Source organism: Paenibacillus sp. Soil522 (genome assembly GCF_001428245.1).
In the GTDB taxonomy this organism is placed as follows: domain Bacteria; phylum Bacillota; class Bacilli; order Paenibacillales; family Paenibacillaceae; genus Pristimantibacillus.
In genome coordinates this window covers 1-18,833 of sequence record NZ_LMRV01000039.1, presented here as the reverse complement: position 1 = coordinate 18,833, position 18,833 = coordinate 1, and the positions used below count along the sequence as shown (strand labels likewise).

The 18,833-nt window shown below is 48.0% G+C and carries 16 protein-coding genes and 1 pseudogene; all 17 read left to right on the top strand.

Translation table 11 applies throughout. From position 1 onward, the window contains the following. The first annotated feature begins 165 nt into the window (after positions 1-165). Positions 166-1,554: a family 4 glycosyl hydrolase gene (locus ASG81_RS12135; protein WP_056634138.1), complete on the top strand. Its 1,389-nt coding sequence runs from the start codon at positions 166-168 to the stop codon at positions 1,552-1,554. Positions 1,555-1,829: 275 nt separating this feature from the next. Then, positions 1,830-1,937 (top strand): DUF1259 domain-containing protein, encoded by a 108-nt coding sequence (locus ASG81_RS33945; protein ID WP_442952864.1) that lies wholly within the window; start codon positions 1,830-1,832, stop codon positions 1,935-1,937. A gap of 991 nt (positions 1,938-2,928) precedes the next feature. Further along, on the top strand, positions 2,929-3,090 hold the full coding sequence (locus ASG81_RS29825; protein ID WP_081417289.1) for an aspartyl-phosphate phosphatase Spo0E family protein: 162 nt from the start codon (positions 2,929-2,931) through the stop codon (positions 3,088-3,090). Between the two features lie 170 nt (positions 3,091-3,260). Beyond that, on the top strand, positions 3,261-3,719 hold the full coding sequence (locus tag ASG81_RS12125) for a hypothetical protein (protein WP_056634018.1): 459 nt from the start codon (positions 3,261-3,263) through the stop codon (positions 3,717-3,719). 508 nt (positions 3,720-4,227) lie between these two features. Further along, complete coding sequence (locus ASG81_RS12120; protein WP_056634015.1) at positions 4,228-6,042, top strand: family 43 glycosylhydrolase; 1,815 nt, start codon at positions 4,228-4,230, stop codon at positions 6,040-6,042. A 181-nt stretch (positions 6,043-6,223) separates the two neighbouring features. After that, positions 6,224-7,171 (top strand): glycoside hydrolase family 43 protein, encoded by a 948-nt coding sequence (locus tag ASG81_RS12115; RefSeq protein WP_056634012.1) that lies wholly within the window; start codon positions 6,224-6,226, stop codon positions 7,169-7,171. Between the two features lie 244 nt (positions 7,172-7,415). Next, the gene (locus ASG81_RS12110; protein ID WP_056634009.1) at positions 7,416-7,778 is read left to right on the top strand and encodes a hypothetical protein; all 363 of its coding nucleotides are present in this window, start codon (positions 7,416-7,418) and stop codon (positions 7,776-7,778) included. Between the two features lie 83 nt (positions 7,779-7,861). After that, positions 7,862-8,695, top strand: a complete 834-nt coding sequence (locus ASG81_RS12105) for an electron transfer flavoprotein subunit beta/FixA family protein (RefSeq protein WP_056634006.1) — start codon at positions 7,862-7,864, stop codon at positions 8,693-8,695. Between the two features lie 19 nt (positions 8,696-8,714). After that, a complete protein-coding gene (locus ASG81_RS12100; protein WP_056634003.1) occupies positions 8,715-9,788 on the top strand; it encodes an electron transfer flavoprotein subunit alpha/FixB family protein in 1,074 nt (357 codons plus the stop codon). Beyond that, on the top strand, positions 9,772-11,082 hold the full coding sequence (locus ASG81_RS12095; protein ID WP_056634000.1) for an FAD-dependent oxidoreductase: 1,311 nt from the start codon (positions 9,772-9,774) through the stop codon (positions 11,080-11,082). Before ASG81_RS12100 ends, ASG81_RS12095 begins: the two co-directional genes overlap by 17 nt. Beyond that, positions 11,079-11,363 carry a ferredoxin family protein gene (locus ASG81_RS12090; RefSeq protein WP_056633997.1) on the top strand — a complete coding sequence of 95 codons (285 nt, stop codon included), beginning with the start codon at positions 11,079-11,081 and terminating at the stop codon, positions 11,361-11,363. Before ASG81_RS12095 ends, ASG81_RS12090 begins: the two co-directional genes overlap by 4 nt. Before the next feature lie 342 nt (positions 11,364-11,705). Continuing rightward, positions 11,706-12,221, top strand: a pseudogene (locus ASG81_RS32715) (TerD family protein); the annotation flags it as partial. Between the two features lie 96 nt (positions 12,222-12,317). Further along, entirely contained in the window at positions 12,318-12,962 is a 645-nt protein-coding gene (locus ASG81_RS32710) for a vWA domain-containing protein (RefSeq protein WP_056634135.1), read from the top strand. Between the two features lie 214 nt (positions 12,963-13,176). Continuing rightward, positions 13,177-13,482 (top strand): response regulator, encoded by a 306-nt coding sequence (locus ASG81_RS12080; RefSeq protein ID WP_155971457.1) that lies wholly within the window; start codon positions 13,177-13,179, stop codon positions 13,480-13,482. A gap of 97 nt (positions 13,483-13,579) precedes the next feature. Then, a complete protein-coding gene (locus ASG81_RS12075; protein WP_056633991.1) occupies positions 13,580-15,310 on the top strand; it encodes a sensor histidine kinase in 1,731 nt (576 codons plus the stop codon). A gap of 17 nt (positions 15,311-15,327) precedes the next feature. After that, positions 15,328-16,782, top strand: a complete 1,455-nt coding sequence (locus ASG81_RS12070) for a response regulator transcription factor (RefSeq protein WP_056633988.1) — start codon at positions 15,328-15,330, stop codon at positions 16,780-16,782. A 110-nt stretch (positions 16,783-16,892) separates the two neighbouring features. Continuing rightward, positions 16,893-18,584, top strand: coding sequence for a hypothetical protein (locus tag ASG81_RS12065; RefSeq protein ID WP_056633984.1), 1,692 nt, complete (start codon positions 16,893-16,895; stop codon positions 18,582-18,584). Positions 18,585-18,833: the final 249 nt, after the last annotated feature.

Genomic DNA, 18,833 nt, shown 5'->3' with positions numbered 1-18,833 from the left:
CTTTACCACAAGACATTTTTCAAATAATATCACTATACCATTAATAATAATAATCATGAATAATCTTACTATTTGACATATATCCGAAACCATCTCATATTCTTCTTTCGGAACCACTCTCCTATAATTAGGCTATAAACAGTTAGGAGGGACTCGATCTTGAACATGAACGGAGAGAAAGTGCAGCAACCGAAGGTGGTTGTCATCGGAGCAGGAAGTTTGTTTTTTGGGCGACAGTCGATTTGGCAAATGGTTCACTCGAAATATTTGAACAACGGTACGCTTGCCTTGGTAGATACGAATGAAGAAAAACTATCCAAGATGGTAAGACTTGTCGAAATGGTTGCAAGGGAAAACAATGTACCGCTAAAGGTAGAAGGCTCGACGGATCGGAGACAGGTACTGAAAGGCGCGAATTTCGTAGTTCTTAGCTTTGCCGAGGATACGGTAAAATATCGCGGCATCGATTGCGAAGTCTCCTTAAAATACGGTATTCGCATGTGTTCGGGAGATACCATCGGTCCCGGCGGGATTTTTAGGGCGATGAGAGAGCTGCCGGTCATCATGGAGTGTGCCAAAGATATTGAAGAACTTTGTCCTGACGCATGGGCAATCAATTATATTAATCCCTCTACGGTTCACGGGATCGCCTTAAGCCGGTATGCGCCGAATCTAAAATCGTTCGCACTGTGCGACAGTCATCATATGCCGCACATAAAAGCGTATTATGCGGTTCGAGCGGGGATCATTCAGGATAGAAAAGAGTTTACCGAGGAGATCGACCGGAAGTTCGATTTCCGGGTGGCCGGCGTCAATCACTTCACCTGGCTGCTTAAGGCGGAGTATGACGGAACGGACGTTATGGCCCCGATCGCCGAGGCATTAAGAAAGTCGGCGGCTACGGAAAACAACGGCGGGGATACCGGCGCGAAAGCGCTATATAACGATGCCATTACTTATGAGCTTTATCATACTTTCGGGTATGTCCCGACATGTACGGCCCATACCAAAGAATACGTCCGGTACTGTCAGGGGCTTGGCAAGACGAACGACGCCATCCCGCCTTTAAAGATTTGGGAAACGGAAGACCGGTATAAGCGTCACGAAGAGATGTGGCAGCAAGTGGACGACTTCATTACCGGGAATATACCGATCGCCGATTATATGAAAACCTTCGGCCCCGATCATGCAACAGATATTATCGAAAACATGGTCGGCAATTTGGGGAAACGCTTCTTCATCAATACGCTCAATAACGGTGCGGTTACTAATATGAACGACGACTCGTTCCTTGAACTGTTATGCGAGGTAAGCATGGATGGAGCCAAGCCGCTTCCCGTGGGAGAAATGCCGCGAGGAATTCGAGGGATGCAGGAACTGGTACTGGATACGCACGAACTAACTGCGGAGGCTGTTGTGGAACGGAACTTCTTGAAATTGAGAAGGGCGATGATGACCGATCCGCTAATTAATTCCATCCATGATGCGGATATGATTATTAAAGAGTTGTTGGAGCAGGAAAGAGAGATTATCCCGAGATATTGGTACGAATAAACGTTCTTACGAAGAAGGACCGCATCGACGGTCCTTCTTTGGTTTTGCAAAACTTCCCAAAGTGGTGACAACCTTCTCCCTGATACTGCTATGTAGTAAACGGTGTTTGTACGGTAACGCGACTCCGTAACAACCTTCGCCCGTTAATTCAGGGGAGAAGAACCAACTCGGCGCTTGAGCTGCCTTATTTTCATTTGAAGATCTTGATAGTCAAGGAAATGCACTTAATTTAGGTGAAACGGTTATTTTAAAAGACGTTTATTTCTGAACTCCGCATGCGCGGCATCGAAGTTACAGTAGTACACAATCACTGGCTGTTCGATAATCCGCGTTTAATGTATATCCATTTCAAATCTGTCGAGCCGCCACTTCTTTTTGCTTGAAAGGTGTCCACCGCTTTTAGTGTACTGACCACAAAAATCGTAAATCCCAACCGTTCAAGCGGTTCCCGCGGTTCGTACAGTCGATTTTCCAACCAATCCGGCAGCTGTTTTATTTGTTCGAAGGCATCCACTAAAACAAGAATGCCTTCTATTAAAGCCTGTACAACAAAGAAATTCGGTAATACCCGACTCAGTACTTCCGCAAAACAGGTAAAACGTAGTAAATAGTAATCGGTCATCCTCACCATTTTTCAATCCCCGTCTATTAAAAGGCGGGGATTAATGCCCGGACCTTGGATTTGGAGCTTATGGCCAGCCAAAGTTTATGCAGATTGTCAGCGCGGCTTTACATAACAATCGAAGTGACTCCGGTTGTAGGGACGCTGTGGGAAGGATTGAATATTATTCGAAAAATCGCCTAGATTTCAGGACAAAAACAGCAGAAGTGGGTCTTTATCTGTAAAAAAATGAAGACCGTACCTACTGGCAATAAGGTAACGGCAAAGGGATTATTGACAGATTAACAGTAGCAGAATAATATTAGTTTAACAACAAAGAAAACGCTTACATATGGTCTTGAACATTTAGTTAAACGTTTACGTAAATGTTTTCAAAAATAGGCATACATAGGAGGAGATGCATCACATCTTGGATAGTGTGATCCGTAACGCTTTATTCATTAGAAGTGAGGAGGGCGATTGATAACATTTGGATGATCCACCTGAGTTGCCGTACATGCAAAGCTCGTGCCCCTTCAGGATAGCCAGAAATGGTCCGGCTCACCATCAGGTGCGCCGCGGAAGATAGAGCGAACATTTATTGCGCTTTCCAACAACTGATTGTTCCAGTCGGTGTGTCTACCTTACGGCCGTTTCGAGCGGTAGCTTTTTCAATCTTGGATACTACGAAAAGGGTCTCCTTCGAACGGGAGATCATCAATTACGTTTTGAAGATTTGAAGCTTTTTTAAGGCTAGAGAGAGGGGGGGGCAAATGAACGATCTTCTGCAGCGGATTGAAGAAGCCCGGTCGAGCATGCATCAGTTAGCCTTACAGTACGGTTTTAATGCACCGCTGGTTTTAGATCTGTCCCAAAGGCTCGACGAATTGCTCAATACCTACCATGAAAGCGTGAAGAAACTAAGGCATGTTTAGGTCCCGAAAGGGGCGAACCATGAATGATCAACAGGAAGGAAACAACAATGCGATTGTCACCAAGGATCGGGACGGAGAGGATCCGGTGGATCAATCCGCACTTAAAAATTGGATATATTTTTGAACAATGACCGGCGGGTGCTTAAACGAAACAGGAAGGGGAGATGTTAATGAAAACATGCCCTTATTGTCACTTAGCACTTGTGCTTGATGCAGACCAGTACTACTGTACATTTTGTCAGATGACGGTGGTTTCGATTGACGTTCCGAACGATGTGAGTCGGAAGCCTCTTGTGTTCGATTCGTATTTTTACGCCGATTATGCTGAGCTTTCCACGCCGGAGCTGATGAAAAAATCCACGTTTTTTTTGGTGTTTCTGCTGCGGCTAGTCCGGCAAGAACGAACAGACATAAACAAACATTTAAAACTTTTTAATAAGGTGATCGATGCCGGAACCCATGATTATCTGGAAGCCGCACAAGAATCGGGAAGAACTTATGAATGGTGGACGCGGAAAGCTTGGGTAATTGAAAACATTTTGCGGGATCGGATAGGCCATTTTCCGACCCGAATTACGCGCTATGGTACGAGAAAAATACAAAATGGACATCGCAATTTTTTAATATAAATGATGTTAATTTCTAAAAAAAGGAAAAATCACTGAATAAACGGATACAGAATTTGTAAGGCAGACCGCTGAATACATCAGTGGTCTATTTTCTCGTGAAGATCTTTACCGGTTCACCGCCTGAGCGGACAGAGCTGAGACCCTTCATCAATCCTTATTGGGATTCGAATCAGTTTCCCATCGGAAAACGAATGCTGCCCTGTAGCGGCAACATTTGCCGACTACAGGCTTTTTATTAAGGATTGCATTCCAGTCAAATATGTCTTAATATGAAACATGAATTAATGTTTTTATCATTGAATTAACAATTATATTAATACAATATTTCATAAAAGTAAAAACCTCCCACCAAGAACGACATCAATAATGAGAAGGTCATCTCCAAACTCGTTATCGAGGTAGAGCGAAGGAATGTAAGGGCATTGACCCGGGAAAATATGAGAGGGTTAACCGCAAGGGTACATGTGGAGATCTATATGCAATATTAATTTATTTAGGGGGCTATCTTTTGTCAGTATATAATAGCAATTATTCAGGTTATCTTTTGGTGCATTTTATCGGGGAACAGCCTGACGGCGAGCAGGTTTATTTCTCCTACAGTGAGGACGGCCTGCATTGGAAAGACCTGAATGCGGGGTTACCGGTTCTGCGTTCCGAACTGGGGGAAAAGGGCGTGAGGGATCCGTTTATCGTGCGCTCGCCCAAGGAGGACAAGTTTTATCTGATTGCCACGGATCTTCGCATTGCAAACGGAAAGGGCTGGACCGCTGCGTCGACTAACGGAAGCCGCGACATTATCATATGGGAATCCGCCGATCTGGTGCATTGGTCTTCACCGTGGGCAGTCACCCTTGGCGTACCGGGCGCCGGCTGCGTCTGGGCGCCGGAGGTTATTTATGATGAAGCCGCGGACGATTTCCTGGTGTTTTGGGCCTCCGCGACGCAGGAACCGCAGGAGAAAGAGCGGAAACAAAAAATCTATAGCGCCCGCACTAGGGATTTTCGCAGCTTTACAGAGCCTGAAAAATATATTGAACGGGAAAACCACATCATTGACACTACGATCATTGCACACAACGGTGCCTACTACCGTTTTTCCAAGGATGAAACGACTAAGAATATCCGGGTCGAAAAAGGCACATCGCTGGAAAAAGACTCATTCACCGATCTTCCCGCTCCGGTTTTGGAAGAATTGCTAGGTGTGGAAGGCCCCCAAATTTACAAGTTGAACGATCGCGAGGAGTGGTGCCTTATTGTGGATCGCTTTGCGGAAGGAAAGGGCTACCTCCCCCTGCTGACCTCCGACCTTGATGGCGGTGAATTCCGGGTTCTGCCGGAAGGGTCGTTCGATTTGGGAAAAACCAAGAAACGCCACGGCGGAGTCCTCCCTATTACCGCTGCCGAATGCAGCCGCCTTCTGGCGGCGTTTGGCGATGGCCATCAGGCCTTGCTAGGGCAATTCGCCGACCCGGATCTTGCGAAGTTCGGCGACCGCTATTACCTTTATCCCACAACCGATGGCTACACGGGCTGGTCGGGTACGCAATTTCATGCGTTTTCTTCGGCTGACATGCGTATTTGGAAAGATGAAGGAGTGATTTTGGATCTTGCGACGGAAGATGTACCTTGGGCTGTCGGCAGCGCATGGGCACCGGCCATTGCCGACAAAAATGGTAAATATTACTATTATTTTTGCGGCAAAATGAAAAGCGGAGAGAGCGCCATAGGGGTTGCGGTTGCCGAGACTCCGGTAGGCCCGTTTCGCGCACAGCCGCAGCCGCTTGTTACCATGGAACAGACGAAGCGTCTTGGTGTCACCATGGGCCAGGCCATAGACCCATCCGTCTATTTTGAGGATGACGGTACAGCGTACCTGCTGTTTGGAAATGCACACCCTGCAATTGTACGGCTCAGTGAAGATATGGTAAACGTAATTGAGGATACGATGAAGAATCTTGTCGGCCTGCACGATTTCCGGGAGGCGGTCACCGTTCTGAGGCGCGGCGGGCAGTATCACTTCACGTGGTCCTGCGACGACACTGGCAGCGAGGATTACCACGTGAATTATGGCACGGCGGAGCATCTTTACGGGCCGGTAACTTACCGCTATCCGGTTCTTGTCAAAAATAAGGAAAAGGATATGCTCGGCACCGCTCATCATTCGATTCTCCAGGAGCCCGGCACCGATAAGTATTGGATTGCTTATCACCGGTTTGTCACGCCGCTGACCCGGTTTACAGAGGGAAAAGGCTTTCATCGCGAAGTCTGCATAGACCCGCTCACCTTCGGCGAAGATGGGCTGATGCAGCAGATGCAGCTGTAGAGGATGCCCGCGTAAACGGGGCGGTGAAACGCCTCCCCCGCATATAAAACTAAAATACAGTATAGTGTACCTGTTGAATTTGCAAATTTTTGAATGTGAATTCCCTTAGCAGTAAATTACTGTATTTAGATTTGACGGAAACTCTAGATCGATCATATTACAAAGGGAGGGATTAGAAATAATGCAAGCTTATTTATTTGTACATTTTAAGGAGAAGAGAACACCGGACGGAGAACAGGTTTACTTCGGAGTTAGTAAGGATGGCTTTTATTGGGAAGAAGTTAATGATGGAAATCCTATTTTATGGAGTTATTATGGCGATAAGGGCGTAAGAGATTTTACGATTACTAGAACCAAAGAAGGTAAATTTTTTATTTTAGCAACAGACTTAAGTTTGTCGTATGGTATGTTGAATCAGTATCAACATTCATGGGACAAAATATCAAGAAACGGAAGCAAATGTCTTGTCCTCTGGGAGTCTGATGATTTGATTCACTGGTCAGAACAGAGGATGATAAAACTGGGAGATGAAGACTTCGGCTGTTTGTGGGCACCGGATCTTATTTATGATAAGAAAAATGATGATTACGTTATTCACTGGTCATCATCCCATAGCTGCAATAACTATGGAGAAAAGGGAATCTATTATTCCCGAACAAAAGATTTTGTGAATTTTACAGAAGCTAAGGTTTTATATCGGAAAGAAGACAGTGGAGTCATTGATTCTGCAATGTATGAGGAAGACGGAAAGTATTATTTATTCTTAAAGAGTGAAAAGAATCCTGCTAGAATTATTCTTATGGAATCAGAAAATATAACTGGACCATTTGAGAAGATTGAAGAATTTGATAATAGCATGGAGTCACTGCAATCAGGACAATATGAAGCTCCAACAGCAGTTAAATTGGAAGATGGCAGATGGTGCTTATTCTTGGATTTTTATGGATGTTCCGCAGAAGAACAAGGGTATGTTCCGTTCATAGCAGAGAAAATGTCAACAGGAAGATTTATGCGTTCGGATAAATCCTTTACTTTCCCATATGGTTATAAGCATGGTACCATCTTAACGATTACCATGGAAGAATATGAAAGTTTGAAAGCTTATAAAAAAATGCCATCTGAGTATTAGGCCCAGGTGTTCCGCATACGAATAAACAAGAAATGAATCTATATAAGTTGAACTTACAACGCATAATTTTTTGCGGAAGACACCTTTGCGGGTGTCTTTTTTGCGTTATGGAAGAATATAAAGAAAGATTTCCCCGGTCCCGCATATAATGAACCGTAACCTTTACCACGCCATGGTAAATATGAAAGCGTTTAATAATCTTAATCGTTAAGCTCTTAATAAAAATGGCGAGGGGGCTGTAGGCATGGGCCAGTTCCTGAATCTGGAGAGCTTTTTCCAAAGACCGCATATTCCGATCGGGCAGCGCGACAAGGAACAGTTGGGCGAGATTTACATCAGCAATGACGGGAAGCGCCATGCATTCGCGAACTGGCTTATCGCCTTGATGTGGGAAGAGGATGAAATCGACGCCGGCTGGAAAACGATCGTTTACCCGGTGGCGAAAGGGAGGGTCTTTTGGCTTGTTCCTCCGCTCTTCTATACGACGGTCCCCTCAACCTTTGACAAAGCATGGAGACTTTCGGAAGCGATCAAAGCAAGCTCCCGTAACGATGAGCTGACCGAGAAGTACGTTCATCCGTACTGGGACGACTGGGCGAAGATTTGACTTATGCTTCCGAAGCGAGTTTTTGCTCGTTCATGGAAGTCGATTCAGTGAAGCCGTAAAAACTATTAGGAGGTGTGCCACGAGTGCTGCATATTATCGTTTGCATCAAGCAGGTTCCCGACAGCCGGGAAATCCGGATCGATCCCGTCAACAATACGTTAATCCGCCAGGGCGTGCCGAGCATCGTCAATTTCTACGATCTGCACGGCCTGGAAGAGGCGTTGCGCATCAAGGATGAGCATGACGCCAGAGTCACGGTCGTCACCATGGGGCCGCCTCCTGCCGAGAAGTCGCTGAAGGAATGCATTTCGCTTGGCGCGGACGAGGCCGTTCTCGTCACCGACCGGAAGTTTGCAGGCGCGGATACGCTTGCGACTTCTTACGTTGTGGCGCGGACGATCCGCAAGGTAGAGGAGCTGTGGGGGAAAGCGGACATCGTGTTTTGCGGCAAGCAAACGCTGGACGGGGATACCGGGCAGGTCGGTCCCGGCATTGCGTGCCGGTTGGACCTGGAGCAGCTGACGTATGTGGGAAAGGTCGCCGATGTGAACCCCATCAGTCGGAAAGTTACCGTTCACCGGTATTTGGAGGACGGGCTTGAGGTCGTCGAGTCTTCCATGCCGCTGCTTATTACCGCGCTTAAGGAGCTGAACAAAGTCCGCAGAGCTTCGCTGCCGGGCATGATCCGGGCTGCCGGTTACAAGCCGTACATATGGACGACCGCCGATTTCCCCGATCTGGACAACGCCAAGATCGGCTTGAAAGGATCGCCGACGATCGTCAGCAAAACCTGGGTGCCCGAAGTCAGAAAAATAAACGGCCAAATCGTAAGCGGCGATACTCCCGAGCAAGTGGCCGGGGAGCTGGTAAATAAGCTGTGGGAGAGTGATCTGCCGGAAAGATTCGGGTGGACGTAACCTTTAGGAGGGGATGCAGATGACTGCTGCAAGAGATGCGGAACAAACGTCCGATTGGTCCGATTACCGGGGCGTGCTCGTTGTCGTGGAACAGCGGGACGGGGAAGCCAAGAAGGTTTCCTGGCAGCTGCTGGGGGAGGGGAAAAGGCTCGCGGGGAAGCTGGAGGTTCAACTGATGGCGCTCGTCATCGGGCATGAGGTGGGGCATTTGGCGCAGGAAGCGATTTATTACGGTGCGGACAAAGTATTTTTGTGCGAGGCGCCCGAGCTGAAAGCGTACCGGACGAGGCCTTATAGCCGTGTCGCGATGAAGGTCATCGGAGAGGCTAAGCCTGAAATTTGTCTGTTCGGCGCGACGGGCACCGGCAGGGATTTAGCCGGCGCGATCGCTACCCACCTGCCGACCGGACTGACTGCGGATACGACCGAATTGGATGTCGAGCCGCCGCCGTCGCGGCTGCTGCTCGCTAGCCGCCCCGCCTTTTCGGAGAAAATGATGGCTACGATCTTATGCAAGAAGTATCGGCCTCAGATGGCTACGGCCCGCGCGGGCGTGTTCCAGGCGCTGCCTCGCGATACCACCCGCGAAGGCGAGGTCATCCTCATCGCGAACGCGATGACCGAGGAGCAAATTGCGACGCGGGTGCTGGATTTCATCCAGGAACGCGACAAAATCAATCTGGAGGAAGCGGAAATCATCGTCGCCGGCGGCCGGGGGCTGGGAGGACCGGAGCCTTTCGCCATGCTGAAGGAGCTGGCCGACGCTCTCGGGGGAATCGTCGGCGCTTCCCGGGCAGCCGTCGATGCGGGCTGGATCAAGCATGAGCATCAGGTCGGGCAAACCGGCTGCACCGTAAGACCAAAGCTTTATTTTGCCATCGGCATATCCGGAGCGGTTCAGCACATCGTCGGAATGGCGGGTTCGGACGTGATCGTGGCGATTAATAAAGATCCGGAAGCGCCTATTTTCCAGACCGCGCATTACCGCATCGTCGGGGATTTATTCAAAATCGTCCCTGCCATCACGGCCGAAGTGAAGAAGAAACGGGCGCTTTCGCGGGAAGAGGTGAAGGATTATGAACGAAAAGTTTGACGCGGTCGTCGTCGGTGCGGGACCGGCCGGCGCCGCAGCCGCGCTGACGATGGCCCGGGCAGGGCTACGCGTCGTGCTGCTGGAGCGGGGCGAGTTTCCCGGCTCGAAAAATATTTTCGGCGGGGTGCTGTACCGGAAACAGCTGGAGGAAATGATCCCCGAATTTTGGACGGAAAAAGGGTTCCCGATGGAGCGCTACATCGTCGAGCAGCGGGTATGGATGATGGGCAAGGAATCCGTAACGACGTTCGGTCACCGGAACGAAGCCTACAAGGCGCCTTATAACTGCTTCACCGGTCTCAGGGTGAAGTTCGACCAGTGGTTTGCCGACAAAGCGGTTCAGGCCGGGGCTATCCCGGTCTATCAAACGGTCGCGGTAGAATTGCTTAGAAAAGACGGCCTCGTCGTCGGCGTGAAGACGGATCGGGACGACGGCGATCTGTACGCTGACGTCGTCGTCATTGCGGACGGTGTCAATTCCTTGCTCGGCAAATCGCTCGGCGTGCATAAGGAATGGCGGCCCGATGAGGTGTCGCTCGCGGTGAAGGAGGTGATCGCCCTTCCGAGGGAGAAAATTCAGGACCGGTTCAATCTGGAAGGCGACGAGGGCGTCACGATCGAGTTTATCGGTGACACCTCTTTAGGGATGGCGGGGATGGGATTTTTGTATACGAACAAAGAAACGCTCTCGCTGGGCGTCGGCGTCATGGTCGATCAGCTGAGGGAGAAGCGGATCAAGCCGTACGCCGTGCTGGAGGCGGCGAAACAGCATCCGATGATCCGCAAATTAATTCAGGGCGGAGAGGTACTGGAATATTCGGGGCATCTTATCCCCGAAGGCGGCTATCATTCGATGCCTTCGCTGTCCGGAGACGGCTGGGTAATCGCAGGGGATGCGGCGCAGATGGTCAATCTCGTTCACCGGGAGGGTACGAACCTTGCCATGACGTCGGGGAGGCTGGCAGGCGAGGCCATCGTGGAGGCCAAACTGAAGAACGATTTTTCATGGGAAACGCTGCAGCTGTACGACCGGAAGATCCGAAGCTCGTTTATCGAGAAGGATTTGAAGAAATATAAAGGGATGCACGAGCTGCTGAAGGAACAAGATCCGGAGCTGCTGTTCGACAAGCTGCCGTCGGCGCTCAATGAAGCCGCTTATCAGATGTTTCTGGTTGACGGGGTCTCCAAGGCACAAAAACAAAAAATGGCCGTAAAATTAATTAAGGACGCTGCCGGCGGGACGATGAATTTACTGAAATTAGGCTACAAAGGCTGGAGGGCGATGAACGGATGAATGATTCGATTTCCGACAAGCTGTTTACGATCCGCTACAAGTGCGATGACGTATCCCATCTAATCATTAAGGAACGGGACAACTGTCTGAAATGCGTCAAGAAGGACTGCAATTATTTTTGCCCGTCCGATGTGTACGATTGGGACAAAAAGCAGAAGCTGACGACCGTCGCGTATGAAAACTGCATCGAATGCGGGACGTGCCGGATCGCATGCCCCTACGACAACATCGATTGGGTTTACCCAAAAGGGGGGTACGGCATCACCTATAAATACGGCTGACTGCAGCATTTCCAGCCCGCACCGGACCTGTATCCGGGCGGGCTTTTTGCATGGATGGCAACAAATGAGGTATGGCCATAACTTTGCGGATTGTTCTTCTAGAACAGTCCATTTTTTTGGTTGAACAATAATGCTGATTGTATCTTTTTAAGACACAGTCTGTGATATACTTCTATTTTTACATAATAAAAAGCGGTTTCGAAATCGAGGGCAAGAATTCCATGAACGTCTCTCCTTATTCTCTGATTTGAGCTATAATAGAAATGTTTTCTTCATCAATACAGGATTTGAGAGAGTTGCTCCAAATAAAAATAGCCAGCCTACTGAAACGGAGTTGACCAAATGCAGCTGTTAAAGGGACAAAAGGCAGACGTAACAAAGGGACGAAACCTCTCATTGCTCAGCCTGCGTTTCGGGTGGACAATCGGTGTATCGCCAATGAGCTTAGACGCGGCCGCATTTCTATTATCCGGCGACGGCAAGTGTGAGCGGGACGAGCATTTTATTTTTTACGGAAATCCCGAGGCTCGTGACGGGTCCGTTGCTCATTCGGCGACGGGTACCGGCGAGCAGGAGGTCATCCAGGTCTCGTTATCCCGCATGCCGGAAAGCATTTCGAAAATCGCATTAACGATAACGATTCACGAAGGAGAGCGGCTGGGTCACTACATGAAGGATGTATCCGGGCTTTATGTACGTTTGGTCAATTCGGCTACTGAGGAGGAACTGTTCCGCTTCGATTGCGGCACCGGTTTTACGAACGAGACGGCTGTCGTGGTCGGGGAGTTATATCGCTATAACGGGGAATGGAAATTTAACGCGGTCGGCAGCGGCTTTTTCGGCGGGCTTGCGTCCTTGTGCACGAATTTTGGCCTGAAGGTGGAGGAAGAGTCTGCCGAGGCGGCGGCTGCCGTCGAGGAAGCTGCCCTGCCGATCATCGACTTGCGCAAAAAAATGGTACAAATCACGTTAGAAAAGAAGAAGCTGACGAATGTCACGGCAAAGGTGGGCATCGTGCTGGATATAACCGGCTCCATGCAGGGCTTGTACAAAAACGGGACCGTTCAGGAAGTCGTCGAGCGCATATTGGCGGTTGCCTGCAAGTTCGACGATAACGCCGCGCTTGACGTGTGGGTGTACGACACCCATTTCAGCCGATTGCCTTCCGTGACGGAAAAAGATTTTAACCAATATGTGCAGACGCATATTTTGAACAACGATGCCATCCATAAGTTTGGACGGAACAATGAGCCGCCGGTCATGGAGGACGTGATTCGCAAATATACGGTCGAGCAGGATGACGGTATGCCAGTGTTCATTATTTTCATTAATGATGGCGGCGTCGTGAAGCCGATCAAGAAAGTGATTACGGCATCTTCGGTACTGCCGATTTTCTGGCAGTTCGTAGGCATCGGAGACTCCGATTTCGAGGTGTTGAAAAAGCTGGATACGATGGAGGGCCGCCTTGTGGATAACGCAAACTTCATCCATTTGGACGACATTTCCGCCGTCTCCGACGAGTCGCTGTACGACCAGCTGCTGAATGAGTTTCCGCGCTGGCTGGAAGCTGCGAAGGAAAAACGGATTATTCGGCCTTAGAACGAAGGATTCCCATGAGCGATAAATACGTAGCAACAAAAGAGTCGCGAAAAGGCGGCTCTTTTTATATGTGCTGCGGCTGTTATAATAGAATTATCCGAATCGTTCATACCCTGGTCATTTAGAGGTCGTGAAAATATGGAATATCTGAAAAAATTGTCGATTAGAGGGAGCGCGAATCTATTCCATCTACGTTGAAAAATTGCAAGCCGTTATGGATGGAAAAAACCGTAACAACCGAACGGTCAACATCGGTCTGGAAAACGTTAACAATCGGATCAAGTTGAGCTGCGGGGACGAATATGGCATTATGAAGAACAGCAAAGCAGGAATGGGCACCGAAGTCGTCATCATGATGCCGCTATTTACGGATATTCGGATGCCCGGCATGAGCGGGCTTGAACTCATTAATAATTTGAAGGATGCGTTCAGTCTCGTCCTGTTAATTTTAGTAAGCGGTTACGCAGAATTTGCTTTCACACAAAGAGCGGTCGCTTACGGCGCTTTCGGCAACTGTTGAAATGGAAAAGCCAGCTGTTCAAGAAAGAAGTCGGGACGATATTTACTGACCAACTTCCGGTTATAACAGTGAAAAATACGAAAAGGAATGGATAATCATGCTACGATTCCAAAATCTTGGCCTTACCAGGCAAATCCTTTATTTGATCTTGATGATGCTGGTCATTCTTCTGATCTCATTTTTCATCTCGAACACGATTGCCAAACGTATAGTCGAGAGCAAGGTTACGGACTCCGCCGGCAAAATTTTGCTTCAGGTTGAAGATAAGATGAAAAGCTTTTATGCGGACATGGAGAGAATCTCGGTTTCGATGCTGTATAGTCCGACGGTACAAGCTTACTTGGACGCGGATGACTCTTTATCCAGGATTCTCATGCACAACGAGGTCATATCGGTGTTCTCCAATACCACCACATTGAAAGATAATATTCGGGGCATCCAGCTTTACAACCGGTCAGGGACGATAGTAGCCACTCTAGGTCTGGGAACCGGCGAATCCGTCAAACTGCCGGATCCAAATATCGAATATTCCGGTTTATTAGCGGATCCGGATACGGGTGAAATAATCCCGTACTATTCGATTTCCGTTCCGATTCATAATTTGAAAAACACTCCTGCTAGGGATTACAAGGGAACAAGCGTATTTGTCATGGATGTCGGAAACTTCAGCAATATATTGAAGAATGCAAAAATTACAGCCAATTCACGGCTCCTGCTCCTTGATCAAAACAAAAAAATGTTGGCAAGCGTTGGAAATACGCCCAACATCGATACGTTCCGGTTAGAGGAGTGGAAAAACGACAACCGGTATATCGTGCAGACGAGCACGCTGTCTGAGACCGGGTGGGAACTGATCAGCATCATTCCGAAGAACGAGCTGTTGCAGGAATTGAATACCGTTCAAAGGCTGAACATTGCGACGTATGCGGTCATGTTTTGTATACTTGGTCTCTTTCTTATCCTTTTTTTTACCCGTATCTTAAAGCCGGTAAAGGCGCTGATGGATTTTATGAAGTCCTATCCGAAAGTGGGCCGAGAAAGCCGCATCCATGTGGCATACCATAATGAAATCGGCGTTCTCGCCGTCAGTTTGAATAAAATGCTGGACGAAATCGACTCCCTGAGCGAAGAGATTCAGTTTACGCAAAAGCGAATGTACGAAATGGAAATCACGAAAAAACAGATGGAAATATCGGCATACCGCAATCAGATCAACCCTCATTTTTTGTACAATACACTGGAATGTATACGTGCCATGGCTTTTTATTACAAAGTTCAGGATATTGCCGATATTTCGGCCTCCTTGTCCAACATGTTCAGATACTCGGTCAAAGGGAGCGATTTTGTTACGATTCAGGACGAAATATCCCACGTCAAGGAATACGCAAAAATTATTGGATTCCGGTTCATGGGAAAAATACAGGTAATGATCGATGCGGATGAAGATATACTCAAGCTGAAAACGATTAAAATGCTGCTTCAGCCGATTGTGGAAAATGCTGTTTTCCACGGATTGGAGAGAAAGATCGACAACGGCACGGTCCGGATTCACGTGCACAAGATCTCGCGGAGCCAAGTTCAATACGTCATACAGGATAACGGAAACGGGATAGAAGAAAAACAGCTCCAGGAGTTGACCGAACGGCTGAGATTATTCGAGAATGAAGGACAGGCGGCGAAAGATGCGAAGCAGGGCATAGGTATATCCAATATTTACTGGAGAATCAAGCTTTTATATGGAGACGAGGCGGATCTGCTCATCGAGAGCAAAACCGGCTTGGGTACAACCGTCAAGATTACCTTCCCCTTAGAAGACTATGCAGAATAATTGGAGGTTGTAAAACGATGCACACGGTATTGATCGTAGACGATGAGCCTTGGGTTGCGTACGGGATTAAACAATTGGTGGAATGGGAAAGTTTTGGCTACACCGTAATCGGAGAAGCGCACAACGGATTGTCGGCTCTGGAGATAATTATGGAGAAGAAGCCGGACGTCGTCCTCTCGGATATCCGCATGCCGGGATTGGACGGGATTAAGCTTTTGGAACATATCCGGCTGCACGATTTGCCTAGCAAAGTGATCCTGATCAGCGGATATTCGGAATTCGAATATGCGCAACAGGCGCTCCGGCTCGGTGCGTTCGATTATTTGCTCAAGCAGGTCGACAAAAACAAGCTGACGGATACGTTGGCACGTTTAAAAAAGGAGTTGGAGGAGGAGCAAAAAGCACAAAAAAGTCTGGATTTGTTTCTGGATGATCTGTTCGAATTATTCGAGCCCGACCATAAAATGAAAATCCATAACTTTTTGACCAGCCGGGGAATTGCATTTGATTATCCGCACTATCGGTTTGTCAGTTGTCTCTACGAGGGATCTTCGGTTTCCGGTCCCGATGAGCGGGCAGCGGCGGTTGCCGGCGTCCGTTATTTGCGTTTTCGATCGGGGCAAAATAAAGTCTCCTACCTGATCAATTACGACGAGTTGAAAAATCCGGTCGGATTATTGAATTTCATCTCTGAACATCTGTCTCACGCCCAGTCTATCGGGATTAGCGGCATCGGCGTTTACTCGGCATCCGTTGCCAAACTCTACCAGGAATCGGATGTCGCCCTCTGCAGTTCATTTACCAGACCAGTGGACCGGATAATCGAATATAAAGCGGCCGAGCATGCATCTGAGCTGGCGAAGACGGTCCTGCAAATCGAACTGGCCATTAAGGAACAGAAGCCGGAGCAATTGAACAGAGGGCTGGACGAGCTATGCGAGGACTGTAAGACGCGGAATATGCAGATCGACCAAATCTCTTCGCTTTACAATCAAATCGTCTCGCTCTTCTTTAAATATTACAGTAACAGCAATGCCATTTATGAAATTGAATACTTGAACTATTATCAAATCTTTCGTCATTACAGCTCAATCGAGCAGTTGTTCGACAGGCTGAAGGCCATCTTCCTCGAGAAATCGGGGGATGAGCTGCACATTTCCAACGAGACGGTAAAGAAGATCATCGGACATGTCGATTCCAGCTTTACGGAAGATATTATGCTTGGTTTTTTGTCGAGGGAGTTCAATATCAGTCTCGGATATTTAAGCACCATGATCAAGAAGGAAACAGGAAAAACTTATTCGGAGTATGTGATGAACAAAAGGTTGAACTTGGCCAAAGAATTATTGCATGACGCAACGCTGTCCATTCATGAGATCGTAGAGCGTGTGGGTTATAAGGATTACTTTCATTTCAACAAGCTGTTCAAAAAGCACTACGGCATTACGCCCAGCAAGTATCGCAAAATGTAAACGCTATCTGAAATGAACACCAAAATATAAAAATCGAAACATATGATACACCGGGATAGCAGGCTATGATGTAGAAGCAGTAACCATTAAACACAGGGGGATTGAATAGTATGAAATTGAAAGTGTTTTCAATATTGGCGATGGCCGCAACGATTGCGTTGTCAGGCTGCAGCGCCAACCAATCGGGAAGCGGTACCGACAACGGAGCCAAACCGACGAACGAAGTGAAAACCGAGACGCCTGCGGCGCCGGTTAATGTGAACTGGTTCGCGACAGCAGGATTCTGGAACCCGCCTCAATGGAACGCTGAGTCTGGAACAATAATGGGCGGAATTACGGAAAAGACAGGGCTTACCTTCAGCTATAACATTCCGGCTCAGGACGGCGACACGAAATTGAATCTGATGATGGTTTCAACGACGGACGCTTTCCCGGATATCATTACGACCGTAGGCCCTGATATGGGGAAAAAGCTGGTTCAAGCCGGCAAGGTTTGGCAATTGGAAGAATTTCTTAAGCAATACGATCCGGAATCCCATTTGCTCAAAGACTTTCCTGAAGATGTAAAGAAGCAGCTTGTCAAACGCGATGGCGACTGGTATGCCATTCCGAGTCATATGGGCGGCGATGACGCGAGAAAGGTATATCCGTATGCAAACACTTACTTTGAAGATGTGGCAAAATACAGTGAAAACAAAGGCGTTTTGGTCAACTCGAATATTTTGAAGGAAGCAGGCATTGCCCTTACCGATCTGAAAACCGAGGATGACGTGCTCGCGGCTCTCAAAAAGGTACAGGACATGAAGCTGATGGTTGACGGCCAGCCTGTTATCCCGCTTCAGATACACGGTAAAAACTATCATGGCGAGACGCTCCAGTTTCTTCAAAGATCTTTTGGCGCTATGCCTATTGATAAAGACGGGAAATTTAGAAATATTCTCTTGGCTCCGGAACACAAGCAAGCCATTCAATTTCTGTTTAAAGCGGCACAAGGCGGTTACTTCGATGCCGGTCAGATGACGACGGATAATGCGGCGATCGAAGCCAATCTCTTGTCCAAACGTGTGTTTATGTTCATCGGGAATACAGCTCAGGGCAAATTCGATACGCTTGATTTCTGGGTTTCTCCTGGCACTATCTTGTCGAACGAAGGCACAAAACCTGTTTTCCCTAGAGGGTCTGAACCAGGGGCAGGCTGGATGCAAACGTACATTTCGAAATCGGCTAAGGAACCGGAAAAGTTGGCGAAATGGCTCAGCTTTATGACCAGCACCGAAGGGATGACTCTCAATAACTTCGGTATCGAAGGCGTTCATTTCACGAAAGATGACAAAGGCCTCTTTACAAGAACGGAGAAAGGTACACAAGATCAGAAGGACAGCGCCAAAACGGGATTGGATATCTTCTGGCAATTCGCCAATATGGCATTCCTTGAAAACGTGCAACCGGCTCCAACGAAAAGAGAAGGCGGCGGCGGATTGATTCAAATGGAAGCGCAGACGGCTTATGGAAGATCGCCGGAAGTGGTAAGATACGATCAGTCTGTACTGGCATTGCCTGGCGATTTCTATGCGGCCGGAAGCCAAAATGCACAAATAAGAGATCAAATCCAGCAATACATGGAAGCTCAGGTTGCCAAGATGGTATTGGCGAAGGATGAAGCAGCGTTCAACAAGCTTTATGACGAGTTTGTCGCCATGCTGAAGAAATTGAAGGTTGACGAGCTTGATGCGGCGCTGGACGCGGAACTTCAGAAGAAGTCGCAGGAAATGGGCGTAACGGTTAAAGGCATTAATTCTTAATAGTATGATTTGAGTGATGAATAGTGCCAAAGTGCATGTGCATTCCATGCTGCACTTTGGCATTATCATTGTTTTTCAAGGGAGGGACGAATGATGGCAAATGGCGCCATTGAGGGAGGCATCCCGACAGCAAATATCAAAAGAAAAAAATCGTTCAGGCTCGGGCACGATCTTCGAACCCAGTTGGAGCTCATGACGATGCTTTGGCCAGCAATTATTATGATTGTCATATTCGACTTTATCCCGATG